Source organism: Natrialba sp. SSL1, from assembly GCF_001861355.1.
GTDB lineage: Archaea > Halobacteriota > Halobacteria > Halobacteriales > Natrialbaceae > Natrialba.
On record NZ_MASN01000004.1, the window covers coordinates 171,757 to 192,038 of the forward strand.

Annotated in this window: 22 protein-coding genes; 17 read left to right on the forward strand and 5 right to left on the reverse strand. The window is 63.1% G+C overall.

What is annotated here, in order from left to right:
• Positions 1-5: 5 nt before the first annotated feature.
• Together BBD46_RS02250 and BBD46_RS22495 are read right to left on the reverse strand one after the other, a co-directional pair.
• Positions 6-374 carry a winged helix-turn-helix domain-containing protein gene (locus BBD46_RS02250; RefSeq protein WP_071400135.1) on the reverse strand — a complete coding sequence of 123 codons (369 nt, stop codon included), beginning with the start codon at positions 372-374 and terminating at the stop codon, positions 6-8.
• A 188-nt stretch (positions 375-562) separates the two neighbouring features.
• Positions 563-718, reverse strand: a complete 156-nt coding sequence (locus BBD46_RS22495; protein ID WP_169331423.1) for a DUF7560 family zinc ribbon protein — start codon at positions 716-718, stop codon at positions 563-565.
• Positions 719-845: 127 nt separating this feature from the next.
• Between BBD46_RS22495 and BBD46_RS02255 the strand changes: the two genes are divergently transcribed.
• Positions 846-1,685 (forward strand): helix-turn-helix domain-containing protein, encoded by an 840-nt coding sequence (locus BBD46_RS02255; RefSeq protein ID WP_071400136.1) that lies wholly within the window; start codon positions 846-848, stop codon positions 1,683-1,685.
• A 123-nt stretch (positions 1,686-1,808) separates the two neighbouring features.
• Positions 1,809-2,267, forward strand: a complete 459-nt coding sequence (locus BBD46_RS02260; RefSeq protein WP_071400137.1) for a pyridoxamine 5'-phosphate oxidase family protein — start codon at positions 1,809-1,811, stop codon at positions 2,265-2,267.
• Here BBD46_RS02260 and BBD46_RS02265 read toward each other — a convergent pair.
• The gene (locus BBD46_RS02265; protein ID WP_071400138.1) at positions 2,264-2,491 is read right to left on the reverse strand and encodes a DUF7560 family zinc ribbon protein; all 228 of its coding nucleotides are present in this window, start codon (positions 2,489-2,491) and stop codon (positions 2,264-2,266) included. The two genes, BBD46_RS02260 and BBD46_RS02265, sit on opposite strands and share 4 nt — an antisense overlap.
• 272 nt (positions 2,492-2,763) lie before the next feature.
• On the opposite strand from BBD46_RS02265, the gene BBD46_RS02270 reads away from it, so the two are divergent.
• The 3 genes from BBD46_RS02270 to BBD46_RS02280 all read left to right on the forward strand — a co-directional run bounded on the left by BBD46_RS02270 (position 2,764) and on the right by BBD46_RS02280 (position 3,876).
• Positions 2,764-2,994, forward strand: coding sequence for a DUF2249 domain-containing protein (locus BBD46_RS02270; protein ID WP_071400169.1), 231 nt, complete (start codon positions 2,764-2,766; stop codon positions 2,992-2,994).
• Positions 2,995-3,241: 247 nt separating this feature from the next.
• The gene (locus BBD46_RS02275; RefSeq protein ID WP_071400139.1) at positions 3,242-3,490 is read left to right on the forward strand and encodes a DUF2249 domain-containing protein; all 249 of its coding nucleotides are present in this window, start codon (positions 3,242-3,244) and stop codon (positions 3,488-3,490) included.
• A 116-nt stretch (positions 3,491-3,606) separates the two neighbouring features.
• The gene (locus BBD46_RS02280) at positions 3,607-3,876 is read left to right on the forward strand and encodes a DUF2249 domain-containing protein (protein ID WP_071400140.1); all 270 of its coding nucleotides are present in this window, start codon (positions 3,607-3,609) and stop codon (positions 3,874-3,876) included.
• A 41-nt stretch (positions 3,877-3,917) separates the two neighbouring features.
• On the opposite strand, the gene BBD46_RS02285 is transcribed toward BBD46_RS02280, so the two are convergent.
• Positions 3,918-5,186 carry a TIGR04053 family radical SAM/SPASM domain-containing protein gene (locus BBD46_RS02285; RefSeq protein WP_071400141.1) on the reverse strand — a complete coding sequence of 423 codons (1,269 nt, stop codon included), beginning with the start codon at positions 5,184-5,186 and terminating at the stop codon, positions 3,918-3,920.
• Positions 5,187-5,317: 131 nt separating this feature from the next.
• On the opposite strand from BBD46_RS02285, the gene BBD46_RS02290 reads away from it, so the two are divergent.
• From BBD46_RS02290 to mobB, 8 genes are all read left to right on the forward strand, one after another.
• Positions 5,318-5,647 carry an Htur_1727 family rSAM-partnered candidate RiPP gene (locus BBD46_RS02290; protein WP_071400142.1) on the forward strand — a complete coding sequence of 110 codons (330 nt, stop codon included), beginning with the start codon at positions 5,318-5,320 and terminating at the stop codon, positions 5,645-5,647.
• Positions 5,644-6,855: a TIGR04347 family pseudo-SAM/SPASM protein gene (locus tag BBD46_RS02295; protein ID WP_071400143.1), complete on the forward strand. Its 1,212-nt coding sequence runs from the start codon at positions 5,644-5,646 to the stop codon at positions 6,853-6,855. The genes BBD46_RS02290 and BBD46_RS02295 overlap by 4 nt, the downstream gene beginning before the upstream one ends.
• A gap of 98 nt (positions 6,856-6,953) precedes the next feature.
• Positions 6,954-8,303, forward strand: a complete 1,350-nt coding sequence (locus BBD46_RS02300) for a P-loop NTPase (protein ID WP_071400144.1) — start codon at positions 6,954-6,956, stop codon at positions 8,301-8,303.
• A 278-nt stretch (positions 8,304-8,581) separates the two neighbouring features.
• A complete protein-coding gene (locus BBD46_RS02305) occupies positions 8,582-12,160 on the forward strand; it encodes a molybdopterin-dependent oxidoreductase (RefSeq protein WP_071400145.1) in 3,579 nt (1,192 codons plus the stop codon).
• A gap of 31 nt (positions 12,161-12,191) precedes the next feature.
• Positions 12,192-13,400 (forward strand): 4Fe-4S dicluster domain-containing protein, encoded by a 1,209-nt coding sequence (locus BBD46_RS02310; RefSeq protein ID WP_071400146.1) that lies wholly within the window; start codon positions 12,192-12,194, stop codon positions 13,398-13,400.
• 9 nt (positions 13,401-13,409) lie between these two features.
• On the forward strand, positions 13,410-14,417 hold the full coding sequence (locus BBD46_RS02315; RefSeq protein ID WP_084777646.1) for a TorD/DmsD family molecular chaperone: 1,008 nt from the start codon (positions 13,410-13,412) through the stop codon (positions 14,415-14,417).
• 102 nt (positions 14,418-14,519) lie between these two features.
• On the forward strand, positions 14,520-14,765 hold the full coding sequence (locus BBD46_RS02320) for a DUF2061 domain-containing protein (RefSeq protein ID WP_071400147.1): 246 nt from the start codon (positions 14,520-14,522) through the stop codon (positions 14,763-14,765).
• 70 nt (positions 14,766-14,835) lie between these two features.
• Complete coding sequence (mobB, locus tag BBD46_RS02325) at positions 14,836-15,303, forward strand: molybdopterin-guanine dinucleotide biosynthesis protein B (RefSeq protein WP_071400148.1); 468 nt, start codon at positions 14,836-14,838, stop codon at positions 15,301-15,303.
• 13 nt (positions 15,304-15,316) lie between these two features.
• Here the strand turns inward: mobB and BBD46_RS02330 are convergent, their stop codons facing one another.
• Positions 15,317-15,991, reverse strand: a complete 675-nt coding sequence (locus BBD46_RS02330) for a helix-turn-helix domain-containing protein (protein ID WP_071400149.1) — start codon at positions 15,989-15,991, stop codon at positions 15,317-15,319.
• Positions 15,992-16,170: 179 nt separating this feature from the next.
• Between BBD46_RS02330 and pdhA the strand changes: the two genes are divergently transcribed.
• The 4 genes from pdhA to BBD46_RS02350 all read left to right on the forward strand — a co-directional run bounded on the left by pdhA (position 16,171) and on the right by BBD46_RS02350 (position 20,209).
• Positions 16,171-17,244, forward strand: a complete 1,074-nt coding sequence (gene pdhA, locus BBD46_RS02335) for a pyruvate dehydrogenase (acetyl-transferring) E1 component subunit alpha (RefSeq protein WP_071400150.1) — start codon at positions 16,171-16,173, stop codon at positions 17,242-17,244.
• Positions 17,237-18,214 carry an alpha-ketoacid dehydrogenase subunit beta gene (locus BBD46_RS02340; RefSeq protein WP_071400151.1) on the forward strand — a complete coding sequence of 326 codons (978 nt, stop codon included), beginning with the start codon at positions 17,237-17,239 and terminating at the stop codon, positions 18,212-18,214. The genes pdhA and BBD46_RS02340 overlap by 8 nt, the downstream gene beginning before the upstream one ends.
• Positions 18,215-18,512: 298 nt before the next feature.
• Positions 18,513-19,748 (forward strand): D-arabinono-1,4-lactone oxidase, encoded by a 1,236-nt coding sequence (locus BBD46_RS02345; protein WP_071400152.1) that lies wholly within the window; start codon positions 18,513-18,515, stop codon positions 19,746-19,748.
• A complete protein-coding gene (locus BBD46_RS02350; RefSeq protein WP_084777647.1) occupies positions 19,745-20,209 on the forward strand; it encodes a sensory rhodopsin transducer in 465 nt (154 codons plus the stop codon). Before BBD46_RS02345 ends, BBD46_RS02350 begins: the two co-directional genes overlap by 4 nt.
• Positions 20,210-20,282 lie beyond the last annotated feature (73 nt).

Here is a 20,282-nt window from a genome sequence, read left to right on the forward strand (position 1 = left end):
GGATGTCAATGCATGAGTTCGACCGCAATCCCGTCGTCCATCTCGATGGCGATATTGACCGCGCCGAGTCGCTGCGTGTACTCGCTGACGTGCTGACCGGAGCGCCGAATCCGAAGTTGTTCCTCGAGGACGCCTGCCTCGGTGAGAAGATCGAGCTTGCGGTAGGTCGTCGAGAGCGGAACGTCACAGCGGTCGGACACCTCGCTCGCCGAGAGGTAGTCGTCGGTGTCGCTGATCGTTTCGAGAATCGTTCGGCAGTCAGTGTCAGTAAGGATCGAGAGGAGTTTGTCGGCGTCGCCGTCGGCGGCGAGCTGGTCATCGCTGTGGTCGGTAGGTGCGGTTCGGTGCGACGTCGCCTGCATCGAGTGGCTCATACTACTGGATAGTCGCGGGGAGCCAACCAGTGTGATCCACAGATATGGTGGGACCTTTATAAGCAATGCCGGGAATCGGTGAACGCGCGACTGATCGAAGGGGACAGAACTGACTGGAACACTACCGAAAAGACGTGTACGAACAGTCCACAACGCTACAGGTCGGTGTGGCTCCCGCTGCAATGCAACTACTCGTCACACGCAGTATCGAACGCGCTCTGCGTGACTGACGCCCCACAGATAACGCACCCATTTTCGACGAGAGCCTCCCGCATGGAAGCGTTGACTGTAATGGACTGCGTACACTCCGGGCAGACGAAGGTGTAGTCCTCACAGGTGCTCATTGGTAGTTGCTGAGACGCCGTGTGCTAATAAGTTCCCATCTCTTGTACTGCTCATTGAGAAGCCTCCGGACAGGCGAGACCGAACCGTACGTTCAAGATACCGGAGGACAAACCACTGCCAACACGCATGTCGTCTGGAATCCGTGCGACCGTGTCGTTCGAGACGCCGGTCGGATGCCCGATTGCAGCCTTCTCGAGACGCACGGAGACGACGATCGATCAGCTCTCGACGACCGCCACGCAACCAGCAGACGACCAGAGTACGACCGAGTTTCTGGCGAAGACCAACGTATCGGTTGCGGCACTCGTCGATGAACACCACCAGTCCGAGCGAAGTGGACACCACGGATCCGAACGAAGTGGACCTCATGCGCCCGAACAAAGTGGACACCGCGAGACAGACGAAGACAACACCGACGGAAACGCCACCACCGATGTCGACACGCAGCAATCACAGTCAACCACACCAGCGGACGACCCCCTCGCTACTGAATCAGTGTTCGGCCCGGTGTTCTCCTACGGCGAGACAAACCTCTACCGCTGGGTCCGTAACGAGGACCGGAACAATCCATGCCCGTGTGTCTGTCTCGGCTCGTTCGGCTGTCCCGTCCACCGGTACACCGTCGACGACGGCACCGTCACCCTCGTCTTCCACGCAACCGATTTCGAGCAACTACAGACGATCATGAACGAGTTCCGGGATCGTTTTCCGAACGTCAACGTCAAACGCCTGCTCCAGCCCCCACTCGAGGGAACCCCGGAAGAACGGGTGTTCGTCAACCGGGGAAAGCTTACGGATCGCCAGGAAGAGGTACTCGAGACGGCCTACCAGATGGGCTACTTCGAGCGACCGAAGGGGGCGAACGCGACGGAGGTCGCAGCCGAACTCGAGATTACGCAGTCGACGGCAACCGAACATCTGAGTGCGGCCCAGCGCAAGATTTTCGGGGACGTACTCGGACAGTGAGTCGCTGTGCTGGCGTCTCGCACCGATACACCACCGCAACGACCGGCAACTGGAACGAGACCAGAATCGGGAACTGGAACGGAACTGGTTTACTGTCGCACACACATCTCTCAGCGTACGACTATGGCACTCGCCGAGGAAACCGAAATGACGGAGGCAGAGATCGATGCCTTTCTCAGCCGTCACGAAACAGGCGTGCTCGCGCTCGCTGACTCGGGAACGCCGTACGCGATCCCGATTTCGTACGGCTACGACACCGAGAGCGCAACGTTCTATATGCGGCTCGTATCGACACCCGAAAGCGAAAAACGACAGTTCCTCGAGTCGTCACCACGCGTCCGCCTCGTCGTGTACGAGGAAGCCGACGAAGGACAGACGTATCAGAGCGTCGTCGCTGTCGGAACGATCGACGAAATCGATCCCGAGGATCTCACGGCAGCACATATCGAACAGTACGGCGAGGCGAAGCGGCCGCTGTTCGAGATCTGGGGGCAATCGAAGCCAGACCTGAACATCCAGCTCTACGAGTTCGAGCCGACGGACCTGAGCGGTCGCCGAACCGAAATCAAACGCGACGATTAGTGGTCGGGCGGCGGTGTATCCGCAGCGCGACGCAGACACGCTGCAGTCACACCGGAGCCACAGATCGGACAGCCGTGTCGCGTGATCGCTGTTGCGACAGACTCGTCGACCTCAATCTGGTGGTAGCATGCATCGCAGGTGAACACGAGCTGCGGCCGTGACGAAGCCGTCTGTTGTCGGTGTGCCATCGATTCTGGCTGTGAGTGAGTGTCGTTGGTTGGCATTAGTTGAGCCCTACTGGAGGAGACGCACCCAACCACCACGGACTAGCAGCCACTATATGGTGGGCATTCATGACACGGGCAATCTACAACAGAGACCAACCGGGCAGATCGATCGCCATCGAACGGGGTTCCGATCGAGTCTCGGTATGGGTCAGATGTGAGTATGAGACAGGTGTGAGTACGAGTCCGAGACCAAGCCTGAGGCGGGTATGAGTACACCGACGAATATGATCGGGATAACCACTACCGATCACGACCACGTCACCCTCACTATGACCGCCACTGACAGCGAGCACGTACTCGACGTCCGCGAAATCGACGGCGAACCGTTCGGCGACATCATGGCCGCACTCGAGTCCCTCGATCGCTCGGAGACGCTGTTGTTGCTCACTAGTTTCGAACCCGAGCCGTTGTACGGAGTACTCGAGCAGCGCGGGTTCACCTACGAGACGACACAGACCAGCGAGCGGTGGGAGATTCGGATCGAATACGCAGGAGAGTAGTGTAGCGATGGTGTAGCGATGGACGGCTAACGGAGACGACTCGTTTGACGGTGCGTCAGTTTTGATGTTATGTTCGTTTTGACGTTACGTCCGTCTTGACGGTATGCCCGTTTTGTCACCCTCACCGCTGGCCACGACAACGTAGGCCAACTGGCACGAGTCGTCGCGTGAGCGCAGTCCGGTGACCGAGTTGGCCGAACGTATTCGCCTCAACTGCCATACGGCTGACGAACCGAGAGTACCGTGTATGACGACACTGGACGTCCGTTCGATCCCGCCAGTCGACCGCCATCCGAAGATTCACGACGCGTTCGAGGCACTCGAGCCGGGTGAGACGCTGACGATCATCAACGATCACGAGCCGAAACCGCTGTTCTACGAGTTCCAGGCGGAGGTACCGGCGTTCGATGCCGACAGCTACGCCGTCGAACGCGCTGCCGACGAGAAATTCGTCGCAGAGTTTCCCAAGCGGGTAACGACGGAGGCGGACGACTAACCAGACTGGACACTACCAACCACAGACCGCACAACCTGCGGGAGAGACGGGACAGCACGGCGAACTGACCACCGCGTCGACCCAGACCACCACGGAATCGAGTTCGATCGTTGCAGATGGCATCCACACAGTCACTCCTCGAACAAACTGACGCACCGACGGACCGACCACGAGTGGAACTCGACGTTCGATCACTCGGGCCGCCTGGACCACTACAGCGAACGCTCGAACAGTTGGCGGCGCTCGACGATGAGGCGGTACTGGTCCAGCGAAACGACCGCGCACCGCAGTTCCTCTATCCGAAGCTCGAGGACCGCGGCTACGTCTCCGACACCGTCGAGCAGGCGGACGAGGTCGTAACCGTCATCTGGCGACCGTCGCCGTAGCCGGCACTCATTTTTTGCTGAAACCGATACCGAACAGGAAGCTACGATACCGGCGTCGGAATCGCGTCGGGGTCGTCCCACGGCAACTCGCCGTCGTAGCCTGCAGGGACGTACGGACAGAGCGGATCACTCGCCAGTGGATCACCAGAGTGGGCGTACGCGCGCGAGCGACTTCCACCGCAGACAGCCCGGTAGGGGCACGCACCACACTTGCCGGAGAGCCGATCACGATCACGAAGTGCGGTGAACAGATCCGACTCCCGATACAGTTCCGTAAGCGCTCGTTCGCGGACTGAACCCGCCGATTTCGGGAGGAACCCCGAGGGATACACCTCACCAGTGTGGCTGACGAACGCAAAGCCGTCACCCGCGACGATGCCGCCGCGGCGCTGGAGGCCTGTTGGTGGGGTGGTTCCCTCTGTGTTCGTATTCGTATCTGTCTCTGTTTCCATATTCGTATCCGTGTCCGATTTCAGATCCCTGCTGGTGACCATATCTGCCCCCGTCTCTACGCCACTACCACGGGACTTGCGAGAACCGGGGGACCCACGAAACCCACCGGATTGCAAACAAACCCGCCGATACTGCGGCGCTTCAGTCGTCTTCACGCCAAACGGCTCCGACTCACTCACCGCCTCGAGCCACGACATCACTTCGTCCGCCCGCGTCGGTGAAATCGACTCGAGTACCCGGCCGCGGCCGACGGGGACCAGGAAGAACACGCTCCACATGACGACGCCGATATCGCGGAGCAGGGCTCGGATGACCGGCAGTTCGTCGACGGTAGCCTGGCAGACGGTCGTGTTGACCTGTACGGGGACGCCGGCTGCCCGTGCGTCCTCGATGGCGCGAATCGTCGCCTCGAAGCTGCCGGATTCGCCGCGAAACGAGTCGTGAGTCTCGGCTGAAGCACCGTCGAGACTGACCGCCATCCGCCGGAGGCCCGCATCGGACAGGGTGTCGATTCGCTGGCGGGTGAGCGACTGCGTCCCGCTCGGCGTCATCGTCATCCGGAGGCCGAGGTCGGTGCCGTGGGCGACCAGTTCGTCGACATCGTCGCGAACCAGCGGGTCACCCCCGGAGAGGACGACGAGCTGACCGTCCCCGAACTCGCGAGCGGACTCGAGTAGGGCCTTCCCCTCGGCGGTCGTCAGTTCGTCGGGGTGGCGCGCAGGCTGGGCGTCGGCGCGGCAGTGGTCACAGGCGAGCGCGCAGGCCTGCGTGAGCTCCCAGATGAGAACCAGCGGTCGACGTGTAGTGTCGAGCGATCGATCCGTCGGAGATGGCGGCGAAGCGTGCGAAGGCGACATCGAACAGTCGGCCCGAAAACCCGGACCAGCCAAAGCATCCGAGGCTGTTCTCAGCGACCGGGAACGTCCCCGAATGTGTTCGCGCTGAACGATATACCCCAGCCGTTCGAACCGTTCGAAACCGATATCCAATGGTCGAAAAAGCACGCCGCAAACCCGTCGACAGCGAGGGTCGGGAGACACCCGTTCCACAGTGGGAAGTGTTCGTTCGTGACGACCAGGACGAGCCGCTCCGACACGTCGGCAGCGTCGCAGCCACCGACGCCGACGATGCCGTCGACCACGCTGCGCGTCTCTTTGGCTGGTACGCCGAGGATCTCTGGGTGTGTCCCGCGGCAGCCGTCGAGCGGCGCTCGACGCGGCCGCTGGAAGCAGATCACCCAGCCGAGGCGGACTCGGACAGCGCTGAACCCCGCGTCTACGAGGAAACCGAGGGCACACCACAGGTGACCGACCCGTGATCTCGCTCAGCAAGCTCCTCTGTAACCGTTCCGCCGCCGGCGACGGCCTGCGCTACGACGACGCCGGGGACTCGAGTGCTCCTCAGATTACCACAAGTGCCCAGCGCCGTCCGGTCGTCGTCTGGAACGTCACGCGCCGGTGTAATCTGTACTGTTCGCACTGCTATGCGGCCGCCGAGACCGAGCCGGCACCGGGTGAGTTCACCACGGGCGAGGGGAAGGCGTTTCTCGAGCAGTTGGCGGCGTACGACGTGCCGGTCGTGCTCTTCTCCGGGGGTGAGCCACTCGTTCGAGAGAATCTAACTGAGCTCGTGCAGTACGCATCCGAGATCGGACTCCGACCCGTGCTTTCGACGAACGGCACGCTGCTCACCCGCGAGCGGGCGGCTGAACTTCGCGACGCCGGACTCCGGTATGCTGGCATCTCAGTGGACGGCCTGCCGGAGCGAAACGACGACTTTCGCGGACAGGAGGGCGCGTTCGACGCGGCGGTTCGAGGGATCGAAGCCTGCCTCGACGTGGGACTGAAGACCGGCCTCAGGTACACGATCACGGAGCGAAACGCCGCCGATCTCGAGGGCGTCGTCGACCTGCTGACCGACGTTGGCGTCGACCGATTCTGTTTCTACCACCTCGATTACGGCGGTCGCGGTGCGGAGATTTCCAACATCGACCTCGCGCCGCAGGCAAAACGCGAGGCGGTGGAGCGACTCTGTGACCTGACGCTGTCGTATCACGACCAGGGCGAGGAAATCGAGACGTTACTCGTCGGTAACTACGCCGACGCGGCGTTCCTCGTCGAGTACGCACGCGACCGATTCGGCGAGGAGCGAGCGAGACGAATCTACGAGTATCTCGCACGAAACGGTGGTGATCCAACGGGTGAGCGGATCGCGGACGTCGATTACGAGGGGAACGTACATCCGACCCAGTTCTGGCAGGGGTACAGCCTCGGAAACGTTCGGGACCGACCGTTCGGCGAGATCTGGGAGGACGAGACGAACCCGCTCCTGGCGGCGCTCCGAAATCGGACGGACCGGCTGACGGGACGGTGTGCGGACTGTCAGTACCAGTCGATCTGTCGCGGTGCCTCTCGGTTGCGCGCGCTGGCGACGACGGGTGACCTCTTCGCGCCCGACCCGCAGTGTTATCTCACGGCTGAGGAACGACACGCAAATGCGTCAGGTACTGTTGGGCTCGCCGAGTAAACAATAAAAAAGGAGCGACCGATCCTGTTCGGCGCTGCGTTCCCAAACCGCGAGAACAGCCCTCGGATGAAAAGAACACGCGTTTCGAAGCGCCCACTATGGGTTACGAGACGCCAGCGACGGATGACGAGATTAAAAACGCGGTCATCGACAGAACGCGGGAGGTTACAATCGCAGACGGTGACCCGGTCAGCGAGCAACTACTCGAGGACGTCCGCGTCGAGGACGGCGTCGTCACGTTCACCGTCGCCTTCGAGCGACTGAACCGAGCGCTGAGCGAACGCCTCACCGAACAGCTTCGCGGTGCCGGCCTCGCGACGACCGGCGTCGAACACGTTCGCGTCGAGGCGGCAGACGCGGACGCCCCCGAGAGCGGGCTGCCGGTTACCGGAGTCGGCTCGCTGATCGCCGTCGGGAGCGCGAAGGGCGGTGTCGGAAAGACCACGGTCACCGCGGCCCTCGCGCGAGCGCTCGACGAGTCCGGGCTCGATGTCGCGGTGTTCGATGCGAACGTCTACGCACCCGACGCGCCGGACCTGCTCGGCGCAGCGGGACCGGTACAGACGACGCCGACCGGTCGGCCGGAACCCGTCGTCGCAGACGGTATCGAGGTCGTGAGCATGGAACTGATCGCCGACGACGGGCCGGTCGCCTGGCGCGGCGCGATGGTCCACGACGTGCTCAAGGACCTGCTCGGAAACGCACCCTGGAGCGACCGCGACGTGCTTCTCGTCGACCTGCCGCCGGGGATCGGCGACGCCGTCTACACGATCGTCCAGCAGGCACCACTCGACGGCGCACTGCTCGTCAGCACGCCGACCGACACGGGCGCACGAGCAACGGAGCGGACGGGTGCCCTGTTCACGGCGAACGACGTAGAAACGATCGGCGTCGTCCCGAACATGGTCGCGCCTGAGGATAGCGACAACGGTCGCGATAGCGATGGCGATAGCAATGGCAATCGCGATACCGAAGTCGCAGGACCGTTCGACGCAACCGGCGACGACCTCCCCGACGAGATCCAGGAGGATGCAAGCGCAACGATCGATCCGATCCCGTTCGACCCGGCGCTTCGCGACCCGACAACGAGTTCGTTCGCCGAGCCATCGACACCCGGTGCGGCGGCTATCGCGGAGCTCGCGGACACCGTCGCCGCGTTCGCCGACGACGACGACGGACCACAGGTGCCGGACGACGCCGTCGATCTGCGCGGACTGCCGGCTGAAACCGCCGCACAGCAGACGCTCACCGAACTCGCTCTCCGCGACGAATTCGGCGTTCTCCTGCGCCACGATCCCGACGAGTTGATCACCACCCTCGAAGATTCCCTCGGCGGCGCACCGCCGACACTCACGCGTGCGAACGTGGTGGATCTCGAACGCGACGGCTGGCTCGTCGAACTCGAGTTCGATCACGATTCGACTGCAGTCTCGGAGTCGCCGGCGTAGAGACGAGCCGGGACGCAATCGATCTTCTTTCGCCGTCGACGCCTGCATCGCAGGCGTCTCGTACCCCCATTTAAACACCCACAGTATCACGGGATTTGCGCCCGATATCCCCGACGGGCGGGAACAGAGACCCCGGATTAAGCGGGTAACGGACCACGCTCAACCTGTATGGAACACGGACGACCGATACTCGGGCAAGAATTAGACTGTCCGACATGGACTGCGGTCGTATCGCACGCTGGGGCCCAACGCGTCGCCACGCGAGGTGAGGTGGGACGATGAGTGATGGTGGCGCTGACGCTGATGCCGATGCCGATGCCGATGGTGGCGGCGACGCTGACGCCGACTCCGATCTCTCGCTCACTCGACGCGAACTCGGCGCTGCGGCCGCCGGCGTCGCCGGTGCGTCCGGGCTCGGACTGCTCGGCTACCGACGCCTGACCCGCGGCGGTGAGGCTGAAGCGGCCGACGAGACGATGAACCCACTCGAGGAGTATCCGAATCAGGAGTGGGAAGAACACTACCGCGACGTGTGGGAGCCGGACGACTCCTACATGCTCACGTGCACGCCGAACGACACGCACAACTGTTATCTCGAAGCCTCGGTCAAAAACGGCCAGATCACGCGGCTCGGCCCGAGCATGAACTACGGCGAGGCGACGGATCTGGACGGAAATCAGGCCAGCCAGCGCTGGGATCCCCGCGTCTGCAACAAGGGACTCGCGATGATCGAGCGGTTCTACAGCGAGCGGCGGGTGAAAGACCCGATGGTCCGCGAAGGATTCATGGAGTGGGTCGAGGACGGGTTTCCGCGCGATCCCGACGGCTCGATGCCCGCGGAGTACGCGAACCGCGGGGAAGACGAGTTCATCACGGTCGAGCACGAGGAGGCCTACGAGATGGCGGCGCGGACGTTCGTCGAACTCGCCGACTACTACAGCGGCGAGTCGGGCATGCAGGCCCTGCTGGACCAGGACTACGACGAGCGCGTCGTCGAGCAGACCCAGGGTGCCGGCGTCCGGTCGATGAAGTTCCGCGGCGGCATGCCGCTGCTCGGCGTCATCAAGCTCTGGGGACAGTACCGAAACGCGAACTCGATGGCACTACTCGACAGCTACGTCCGCGATGTCGGCGAAGACGACGCCCTCGGCGCGGTCGGGCTCGACAACTACTCGTTCCACACCGACCTGCCGCCGGGCCACACGATGGTCACCGGCCAGCAGACCGTCGACTTCGACCTGGCGAGCGTCGAGTACGCAGACCACGTCGTGCTCGCGGGGATCAACTACCTGACGACGAAGATGGCCGACTGCCACTGGCTGACCGAAGCCCGCCTGAAGGGGACGAAGGTCACGGGCATCTTCACGGACTACAACGCGACGGCTTCGAAGTGTGACGAACTGATCACCGTCCGCCCCGCAACCGACTCCGCGCTATTCCTTGGGGCCGCACGGGTCCTCATCGAGGAAGAACTGTACGACGAGGAGTTCGTCCGCCGGTACACCGACCTGCCGCTGCTCGTGCGGATGGACACCAACGAGATGCTGCGTGCGAGCGACGTCTTCGACGACTACGAACTCGCCGAACTCGAGAAGACCCAGACGGTCGCGGACGAATCGTCGCGGCCGGCAGCAGACGTCACCATCGACGAGCAGATTATTACCGACGACCTGCGCGGCGAGTGGGGCGACTTCGTCGTCCGAAATGGGGACACAGGCGAGTTCGAGCCGGTCACGCGCGACGACATCGGCGAGGACTTCGAAACGCCCGCCGCACTCGAGGGGACCTTCGAGGTCGAACTCGAAAGCGGCGAGACCGTCGAAGTTCGGCCCGTTTTCGACCTGATCAGCGAACACCTCATCGAGACGTACGATCTCGAGTCGGCGGCCGACGTGGTCGGAACGGACCCGCAGGCAGTCGAGAACCTCGCCCACGATTTCGCCGACAATCAGGAGAACACGCTGGTCCTGACCGGAATGGGGCCAAACCACTACACGAACGCGGATCAAAAAGATCGGGCGGTTTTCCTGCTCGCATCGCTGACTCGGAACGTCGGCTACAAGACCGGCAACGTCGGCAGCTACTCCGGTAACTACCGGTCGGCGTACTTCAACGGTCTCAGCCAGTACTCCGACGAGGATCCGTTCGACATCGAACTGGATCCCGACGAGCCCGCGACGGTTGCAAAGCACTACGACGAGCAGTCGGCGCACTTCTACACGAATCTCGACAAGCCGCTCGAGGTCGACGGCGAGTACTTCCAGGGCGACTCGCACATGCACACCCCGACGAAGTCGCTCTGGGTCTCGGGGTCGAACTCGATCCTCGGGAACGCGAAGGGTGCGTACAAGATCATCGAGCAGATGCTCCGGAACGGGAAGATCGAGGCGTTCTTCACCAACGAGTGGTGGTGGACGATGACCTGTGAGTACTCGGACATCGTCTTCCCGGTCGACTCGTGGGCCGAACACCACGTCAACGACATCACCGCTTCGGTGACGAACCCCTTCATTACGACGATGCCCGAGACGGGTATCGATCGCATCTACAACACCAGAAACGACGCCCAGCACTACCAGGGTGTTGCGACAGCCCTCGCGGATATCACCGGCGACGACCGCTTCGATGACTACTGGGAGTTCATCGACGAAGACGAGTACCAGGCGAAGCCGTACCTGCAACGGATCATCGACCACTCGAACACCGTCACCGGCTACGATGTCGAGGACTTGCTCGACGACGCCGAACAGGGGACGCCGGCGATCATCATGACCCGGACGTACCCCAAGCAGGTCGGCACCGAACAGATGCAGGACGACGATCCGTGGTACACGAAGACGGGTCGACTCGAGTTCTTCCGCGAGGAGGAGGAGTTCGCGGCGGCCGGCGAGAACATTCCGCTGCACCGCGAGCCGATGGACGCGACACCGTACGAGCCGAACGTGATCGTCGACGACAGCGACAGTCCGGTGATCGCGCCCGAGACGCCGGCAGACCGCGGCTGGGACAGCGAGGAGAAGGTGGCGGATACGAACGACCGACAGGTCCGGAACGTCGTCCACTCACCGGACGAACTCGTCAACAGCGCGCATCCGTTGACCGACCTCGACGAGGGCTACGACTACGTCTACATGACGCCGAAGTATCGCCACGGGACCCACACCTTCGCGAACGCCCTGCCGAACATCGCGGTCTGGTGGGGCAACTACGGTGACATGCACCGCGAGGACGAGCGGATGCCGTTCGTCGGCGAGGGCTACATAGAGATGAATCCGGAGGACGCCCGCGAAGAAGGGCTGTCCGACGGTGACTACGTCTGGGTCGACGCTGACCCGTCGGACCGGCCGTACGAAGGCTGGGACGCGGACGACGAAGACGACGAGTACGCCCGTGCGATGATGCGGATTCGGTACCAGCCGAGCCTGCCACAGGGTGTGACCCGCAGTTGGATGAACGTCAACCAGACCTCGCACAAGACCTACGAAGCGCAGGAGGAGCGCGACGACGGGATGGCCAAAGCCGAAGACACGAACTACGTGTCGCTCTACCGCAGCGGGGGTCATCAGTCGACGACGACGACGTGGCTTCGCCGAACGTGGCTCACGGACTCGATGCCGCGAAAGGATCTCAGCGGACAGAACCTGAACGTCGGCTTCGAGCCGGACGTTCACGCAGCAAACGGCGCACCCAAGGAGGCGTTCGTGCGGATCGAGAAGGCCGAAGACGGCGGCGTGAACGACGACGGCGAACCCGACGGCGAGTGGGAGCCCGTCGACCGCGGCATTCGACCGACGAACGAGGACGAGACGATGGAAGAGTATCTGAGTGGCAACTTCGTGCAGACCTCGGACGACTGACAACAGCAACAACAAACACCTGGTGATCACAATGGCAGAAGTCTACAATTGGCAGATCGGACGCGAGATGGACTACCCCTACGCGGAGGCGCGGCCCGAGAAACAGTGGGGGGCAGTGTTCGACATCAACAAGTGTATCGCGTGCCAGACATGTACGCTGTCGTGCAAGACGACCTGGACCCACGGCGAGGGACAGGAGCACATGTTCTGGAACAATGTCGAGACCAAGCCCTACGGCTCTCATCCCATCGAGTGGGACAAGGAAATCCTCGACCGCCTCGGCGTGCAGGAGTGGCGCGAGGAGGACGGCGAGTACGTCTACGAGGGTGACACCATCTTCGAGGCGAACGACGTCGACTGGGACGAGATGGCTCCGGACGACGACCCGCAGAATCTCCACGGGCAGGACATCGAGGGCTACATCCCAGACAGCGAAGACTGGGCACATCCCAACCTCGGAGAGGACGAACCGGCCGGCGAGGCCTTCGAGTCCGACACGCACATCTCGGCGGACGAGGAGACCCACCCGATGTGGTTCTTCTACCTTCCCCGCGTCTGCAATCACTGCTCGTTTGCGGGCTGTGCCGGTGGCTGTCCCGTCCAGGCGGTCTACAAGCGCCAGGAAGACGGGATCGTCCTGATCGACGAGGACAGCTGTGAGGCGTTCCAGGAGTGTGTCCGGGCCTGCCCGTACGGGAAGTCCGTCTACAACCCCGAAGAAAACGTCTCCCAGAAGTGTGTCGGCTGTTACCCCAAAGTCGAGGAAGGGCTCGTCCCGCAGTGTTTCGAAAACTGCCTCGGAAAGATTCGCCAACACGGCTGGATCAACCCACCGGACGAGGCCGACTCCTCGAACCCGATCGATTACCTCGTCCACGACGCCGAGGTCGCCCTGCCGCTGTACCCACAGCTCGGCTTAGAGCCAAACGTCTACTACATCCCACCGATCAACGTCCCCGACGACTACCTGATCCAGATGTTCGGTCCACGCGTCGCGGACGCAAAGGAGACCTACCAGGCCGCCCGCCGCGGCGACGAGGAGTACCGCAAACTCCGCGGCCTGCTCCACCTGATGGGTTCCACCGAGTGGCGCGTCGAGGAGTTCGAAGTAACCGACGAGGAAGCCATCGGCTACGACGAGGACGGCGAAACCGTCGCCCGCGTTCCGATGGAGGAACCACAGTACGAGCGCGAGCGCTTCGACGAGGACACCAACGCCTACCGACTCGACATCACGTGATCGAAGACGATGACAACACCACCAACACACGACCCACCCGACCATCCCAACGAGGCCGACGGCAACTCCAGGATCGCACGCGAGTCCGTCCATCGCGCCCGCCTCTACAAGCTCCTCTCCCTGGCGTTCGACCGCCCGGGCGAAACACTCGAGTCGGCACTCGTCTCGGGGACGTTCGACGAGCAGCTACTCGAGTCCGCGGCGGTGCTCGATGGGGCTGTAACGACTGTAAGTGACGAACGCGACAAGAGCGATCCAACCGCCGACGCCCATGGCGACCTTCACGACGCCGCGAAAACCGTCGTCGACGCAAGCCCAGCCACGGAGGCAGAGGTTGACGAGCACTACAGCACGTGGACCTCGCTGTTCGGCTTCGAGACCGGGGGCGACATTCCGCAGTACGAGATCGAGTTCAGTCCGGGAACGCTCGTTACGAGTACGGATACCCTGTCCGACATCGCGGGCTTCTACGACGCGTTCGGACTCTCGCTCGCCGACGACCGACGCGAACGCGTCGACCATCTCTGCATCGAACTCGAGTTCGTCTCGCAACTGGCGCTGCAGACGGCAGCACTCGCAAAGAAAGGAGACGAGACGGGGATCGAAATCGTGACCGATGCACAGGGGTCGTTCATCGAAGATCACCTCGGGCGGTGGCTCCCGCGGTATCGGGAGGCGATCGAAGACGGTGAGGGGGTTGGCGAGGACGCGATTGACGCGACCGACGAGACCGCTGTGGACGGCGAGACCGCGTTCTACGACGCACTGGCTGTGCTCGCCTGCCGACTCGTCGAGCGCGACGCGGACCGGTTCGCTGTCGAACCGGACGTGTTCGCGGAGACGCCGGCAGAGCCGTCCCCACTCGAGGGTCTCACCAACAGCGAGGGCGACGTCGACTTCCGGTGTGGGACCTGTGGCTCGGGCGCGGGGCCGTCGTCGGCATCAGCAACGGAGCGAGAGCCGGAGTCGGAGCCAGAGCCCCAGTTGCCGATGGGGAACCGAGACGGACCGTACTGAAGCGCCGGTCCGTCCGTGCGGTCTCTGTCAGACCGTGGCGAAACAGAACAGTATCGACCCGAGACCCAGTGACCAGCAACACATCTGTCCAGTTCCCGTCCAATGCAATCGCTCACGCCATCGATCATCTCACACGGTGCACTGCAGGCGCACTCGAGAACACTCGTCAAGACGCTCACCTACCGGCTCCTGATGGTGCTAGTGACCATTACGGTCGCCTTTCTCATCACCGGGAGTGGGTCCGACGCCGTCAATATCGGCATCGCCGCGAATCTCCTGAAAACGGGGACCTACTACGGGTACGAGCGTCTCTGGGCGCACATCTCGTGGGGGCTCGACGAGGGGTGAGCAGGATGGGGACCGGTGGTCGAAACAGCGAAATCCGTACACATACGGCAGACGCCGCCCGAGGAGAGCTATGAAGGTACTCGGACTCGTCGGCCACAGCAACTCGGGCAAAACGACGCTCGTCGAGCGCTTACTCCCCGAGTGTTCGAAATACGGCCGCGTCGGGACCGTCAAGTCGATCCACCACGATATCGAGGTCGATACACCGGGAACGGATACGCACCGACACGCGAGCGCGGGCGCAGAGACCGTCGTCGGCATCACGCCGTCGACGACGTTCGAGATTACGAATCGGGGAAAACAGACCCACGAAGCCGCTACCGAACTCGACCCACTCCGAGCCACACTCCAGCGGTTACAGGAACGAGGATACGACCTCGTCCTCGTCGAAGGGTTCCGGCAGGCCCGCTGTCCAAAACTCGTCGTTGGCGACACCGTCCCCGACGGAACAGCACCCCGAATCATCGAACAGATCACCGACCCAGATGCCGTCGACGTGGCAAGGCTCGCCGAGAGCGTGTGCGTTCTCGGCGACTGAACTCGAGTACCTGCTACGTATCGAGAACTGAATCGAGAAGCGTCCGCTGGGCCGCAGCGAGATGCTCGGTAAACGTTGCGGGGGTGATATCGAGCGCATCCGCGACCTCGGTCGCGTTCGCTCGCTTCGGGTACTCGAAGTACCCCATCTCGTTCGCGGTCTCGAGTACCTCTCGCTGGCGAGCGGTGAGCGCGGCTCGGTCGACGAACACGAGATCCTGCTTGGAGCGATCGGCTCGGGCCTGGATCAGTCGTTGCACCTGCACGTCGGAGAACCGTTCCTGAAGTTCGGTAACGATGTCTTGCAGTTCGTCGGTACTCGATACGTGAAAGACGAGAACGAGCGCGCCATCCGTCGTCTGTACGTCAGCGATCGGCGCGTTGAACTGCTCGATACACTCACAGGGACAGCCACAACCGAGTTCGCGACTGAACCGATACACCGTTCGAGAGCCGTCCGAAAAGAGAACACGCAGATCATCGGACGCAGATTCAATATCTGCAGCGGCTGTTCGGTCGTCTCCGGGACATCCTTCGGCGACGAGTTCAGCGGTCACCGTCTCTCCAGTCGACGGATCGACGCTCTTCGAAATCGAGTGGCTGGTGACGCCCTTCTCAGCGGATAGTTGAGCGGCCGGGCAGTCAGCAGGATCCTCGACCTTGAGTGTTGCTCGAATTCCCGTACTCATACGCCTATGAAAACGTGTCACCACCGAAGACGTATTCCCACCATATCGTGGGTCTCTTATCCATGGCGGCTGCGCTGGCCCTCGCCCCCTCACGGAGACACAGCCATGATATCAAAGACACAACCAGAGCCGTCGTGCCCCGGGTGGCGCATTAACTCACTCCAGGGTGTACCGAGCCTATGCCACGCGAGACGGTCGCCGAGTTCACGATTCACTCCGTACAGGTGCTCGACGAAGACGGAACGATCGACGCGGAACTCGCCCCATCGCTCACCGACGACGACCTACTCGAGTGCTACACGGCGATGAAGCGCGCCCGCCGTCTCGACGAGCGTGCGATTTCGTTACAGCGGCGAGGCGAACTCGGGACGTACGCCCCCGCGATCGGACAGGAAGCCGCACAGGTCGGCAGCGCGTTCGCGCTCGCCGCGGACGATTGGGTCGTCCCCTCCTTTCGCGAACACCCGGCGCTGCTCGTTCGCGGTACCTCGCCGCAGTCGGTACTCGAGTACGCGATGGGGATGGAGGAGGGAGCGGAGATACCAGCGGATGCAAACGCACTGCCGCCGGCGATCCCGGTCGGGAGCCAGCCGCTGCACGCGGTCGGCGTCGGCTGGGGTGAATCGATTCAGGGACGGCCGAACGTCGCGCTCACGTACTTCGGCGACGGCGCGACCAGCGAGGGTGACGTCTACGAGGCGCTGAACTTCGCGGGCGTCTACGACGCGCAGACGGTGTTCGTCTGTCAGAACAACCGGTACGCTATTTCGACCCGACTCGAGGACCAGACCGCAGCGGAGACGTTGGCCCAGAAGGCGGTCGCCGCCGGAATCGACGGGATACGGGTCGACGGCAACGACGTACTGGCCGTCTACCGGGTCGTCTCGGAGGCGATCGAGCGAGCCCGGCAGGGCGAGCCGACGCTCGTCGAGGCGCTCACCTACCGGCGGTCGATGCACACGACCTCGGACGACCCGTCGGTGTATCGCGACCCCGAGGAGGCCGACGAGTGGGAGGCGCGAGATCCGATCGTTCGGTTTCAGGTGTTTCTCGAGAACCAGGGGATTCTCGACGCTGACACGAAAGCGCAGATCGACGAACAGGTCGAGGCGGAGATCGCCGAGGCAATCGATCAGGCGAACGAGCGCCGGGAGCGCCTCGACCCGGCGGACCTGTTCGAGTACGTCTACGCAGAACAGCCGCCGGAACTCGAGCGCCAGGCCGCGGCCTTCGAGGGTGATCGAGATGGCTGAGCGGCTCCGCGTCGTCGAGGCCGTCCGCGAAACGCTCCGCGAGGAACTCGCAGCCGACGACAGCGTCGTCGTCTACGGCGAAGACATCGGGCGGGCAGGAGGCGTGTTTCGGGCGACTGAGGGACTGCTCGAGGCGCATCCGGACCGGGTGTTCGATGCCCCGGTCGCGGAGGCGGGCATCGTCGGCGTCGGCGTCGGACTCGCCGCAACCGGATTGCGGCCGGTCGCCGAAATACAGTTCCAGAGCTTCCTCTACCAGGGGTTTCACCAGCTCGTCCAGCACGTCGCCCGCATGCGGAGTCGCACACGCGGCACGGTTACCTGTCCGATGACTATCCGGACGCCGTACGGCGGCGGCATCCACGCGCTCGAGTTGCACTCCGAGAGCTTCGAGGCGGGGTTCGCCCACGTGCCGGGTCTGACGGTGGTCATCCCGGCCTCGCCAGCGGAGACGGCGGGATTGCTCAGGTCCGCGATCCGGTCGCCGGACCCGGTCGTCTTCATGGAGCCGACGCGGCTGTACCGCTCGGTTCGCGAGGAGGTTCCGGACGAGCACGAGATTCCCCTCGGCGAGGCCCGGATCGTCGACACCGGCGAGGACGCCACCGTGATCGCCTGGGGCTCGATGCTTCGGGAGACGCTGGACGCTGTCGACAGTGTCGAAACCGAGACCGGTGCCAGTATCGAGGTGATCGACCCGCGAACGATTTCGCCGCTCGACACCGAGACCATCGTCGAGTCGGTGCGGAAGACCGGCCGGTGTGTAGTGGTCCACGAAGCGCCGAAAACGTCGGGAATGGCCGGCGAGATCATCGCCCGAATCAACGAGGAGGCGTTCTTCTATCTCGAAGCGCCCGTCGAACGCGTCACCGGGTACGACGTGCCGGTGCCGCTGTTCGCCCGCGAGGACGCCTACCTCCCCGACGCGACGCGGATCGAGGCGGGAATAGAGCGGGTACTCGAGAGCTGACGAGCGAGAACTGAGCGAGCCACAGTCCAGCTCATCGGGCACCTCCTTCGGATATGCTACCCAGTTACCCCGTACTGGTACGCTACCAAACCCTCGACACTATGTCACCTGCTGGTTCAGGCCGGCGTGTTATTCCCGTCTTCGGTGTGTACTCGAGTAGGTTCCACTTCCGTTACCGGTCCGGTAGCAGTTCCATTCCGTTACCGGTCCGTGCTGTCGCGACAGTCGTGACGTGACTCACAGCGGTCGAGGTGACGGTGTTCGCGACGATCGGGATCCTAACAACCGATTCACAACTATGGCACAGGACTCCGTCGACGAAGACGCGGCCGAAACGTGGACGAACTGGTCGGGAAGCGTGTCCTTCGAACCGGATCGCATCCTCGAACCGGAGAGCGAGGGCGAACTCCAGTCGATCGTTCGAGAGTGTGTCGAGCAGGGCGAGACTGTTCGCGTTGTTGGCTCGGGTCACTCCTGGACCCCGGTCGTCGAAACCGACGGCGTACTCGTCTCACTCTCGAAAATGACCGGACTGATCTCTCACGACGCGGACGCCAAGACGGCCACACTGTACGCCGGGACGACACTCGAGGAGGCGGGGACGGAGCTTCACGACAGGAACCTCGCCATGCCGAATCTCGGCGACGTCTCGATGCAGACCGTCGCGGGGGCGTTCGGCACGGGAACCCACGGAACGGGGCCCGAGTTCGAAAACCTTGCGGGGACACTCATCGGTGGTCGAATGGTCACCGGGACGGGGGACATGCGCGAGTTCAGCACCGAGAAGGATCCGGACCTCCTGCGTGCGGCCCAACTGTCGCTCGGAACGCTCGGCATCTTCACCGAGGTCGAACTGGACCTGCAGACGACCTACAAGATCCAGCGCCGCGAGTACTGTACGAACTGGCGGGCGTGCAAGGACCACATTCCGACGCTGATCGAAGAGAACCGAAACTTCGACTTCTACTGGTATCCGCGCTCGGACGAGGTGAAGCTCCGACTGCTCAACGCGCCGGGCGGCGGCACCGACCACGCAGACCTCTCGTACGCGACGCAGGTCGAGGATCAGACCGGCTGGTGGCAGGAGATCATCCCCGAACACGACGACATCGGTCGGGAGTTCGACGAGATGGAGTACGCACTCCCAGTCGAGGACGGGCTCGACTGCTTCGAGCGCGTTCGTAACCGGGTCCGCGAACGCTGGCGGGCCGATGTCGGCTGGCGGTTGCTCGTCCGCACCGTCGCGGCAGACGACGCGATGCTCTCGACCGAGTATGAGCAAGACGTGATGACCATTTCGTGCATCCAGAACGCCGAACTGGACCACTGGGAGTACTTCGAGGACATCGAGCCGATCTTCCGCGAGTACGACGGCCGCCCACACTGGGGGAAGAAACACACGCTTCGCGCGCCCGAACTCCGGGAGCTGTACCCGGAGTGGGACCGGTTTCAGGAGATCCGCCGCGAACTGGATCCAGACGGCGTATTCATGACGGAGTATCTCGCGGACCTACTCGAGAGGGACGACGCATGACGGGATCGGATCCCGACGCGGATTCAGCGGCAGAACAAGCGGCCGAGGCCGGTAGTGAGCCGGCAGCGCCGATCGGCGAAACGCGCTGGGAGATCCCCGGCGGACACGTCCCCGTCGAGAGCACCGGCCCGGAGCCGGAGATGGTCAGCAACGAGAAGCTGTGTCTGCTGAACACCGGTCCGGAGATGGCGACGCTCGAGCTTACCCTGTACTACGCGAACGGGCACGAAGCCGGCCCGTATCCGCTCACCGTCGCGCCGGAGCGAGTCCGCCACGTTCGGGTCAACGACCTGATCGACCCGTACGCACCGCCGCTGGCCGAGGATTACGGAATCGTCGTCGAGTCCAACGTGCCGATCGTCGTCCAGTGGAGTCGGCAGGATACGCGCCAGGCAGCAAACGCGGGACTCTCCACGATGGCGTACGGTGAGGACGATGCATCGACGGAGTTCGGAGAGTAGCTGACGGGACGGTCGGATCGGGCGACGGAGCGGTATCGATCCTCGATCGACGTGAGCAACGTAAGTAACGCAA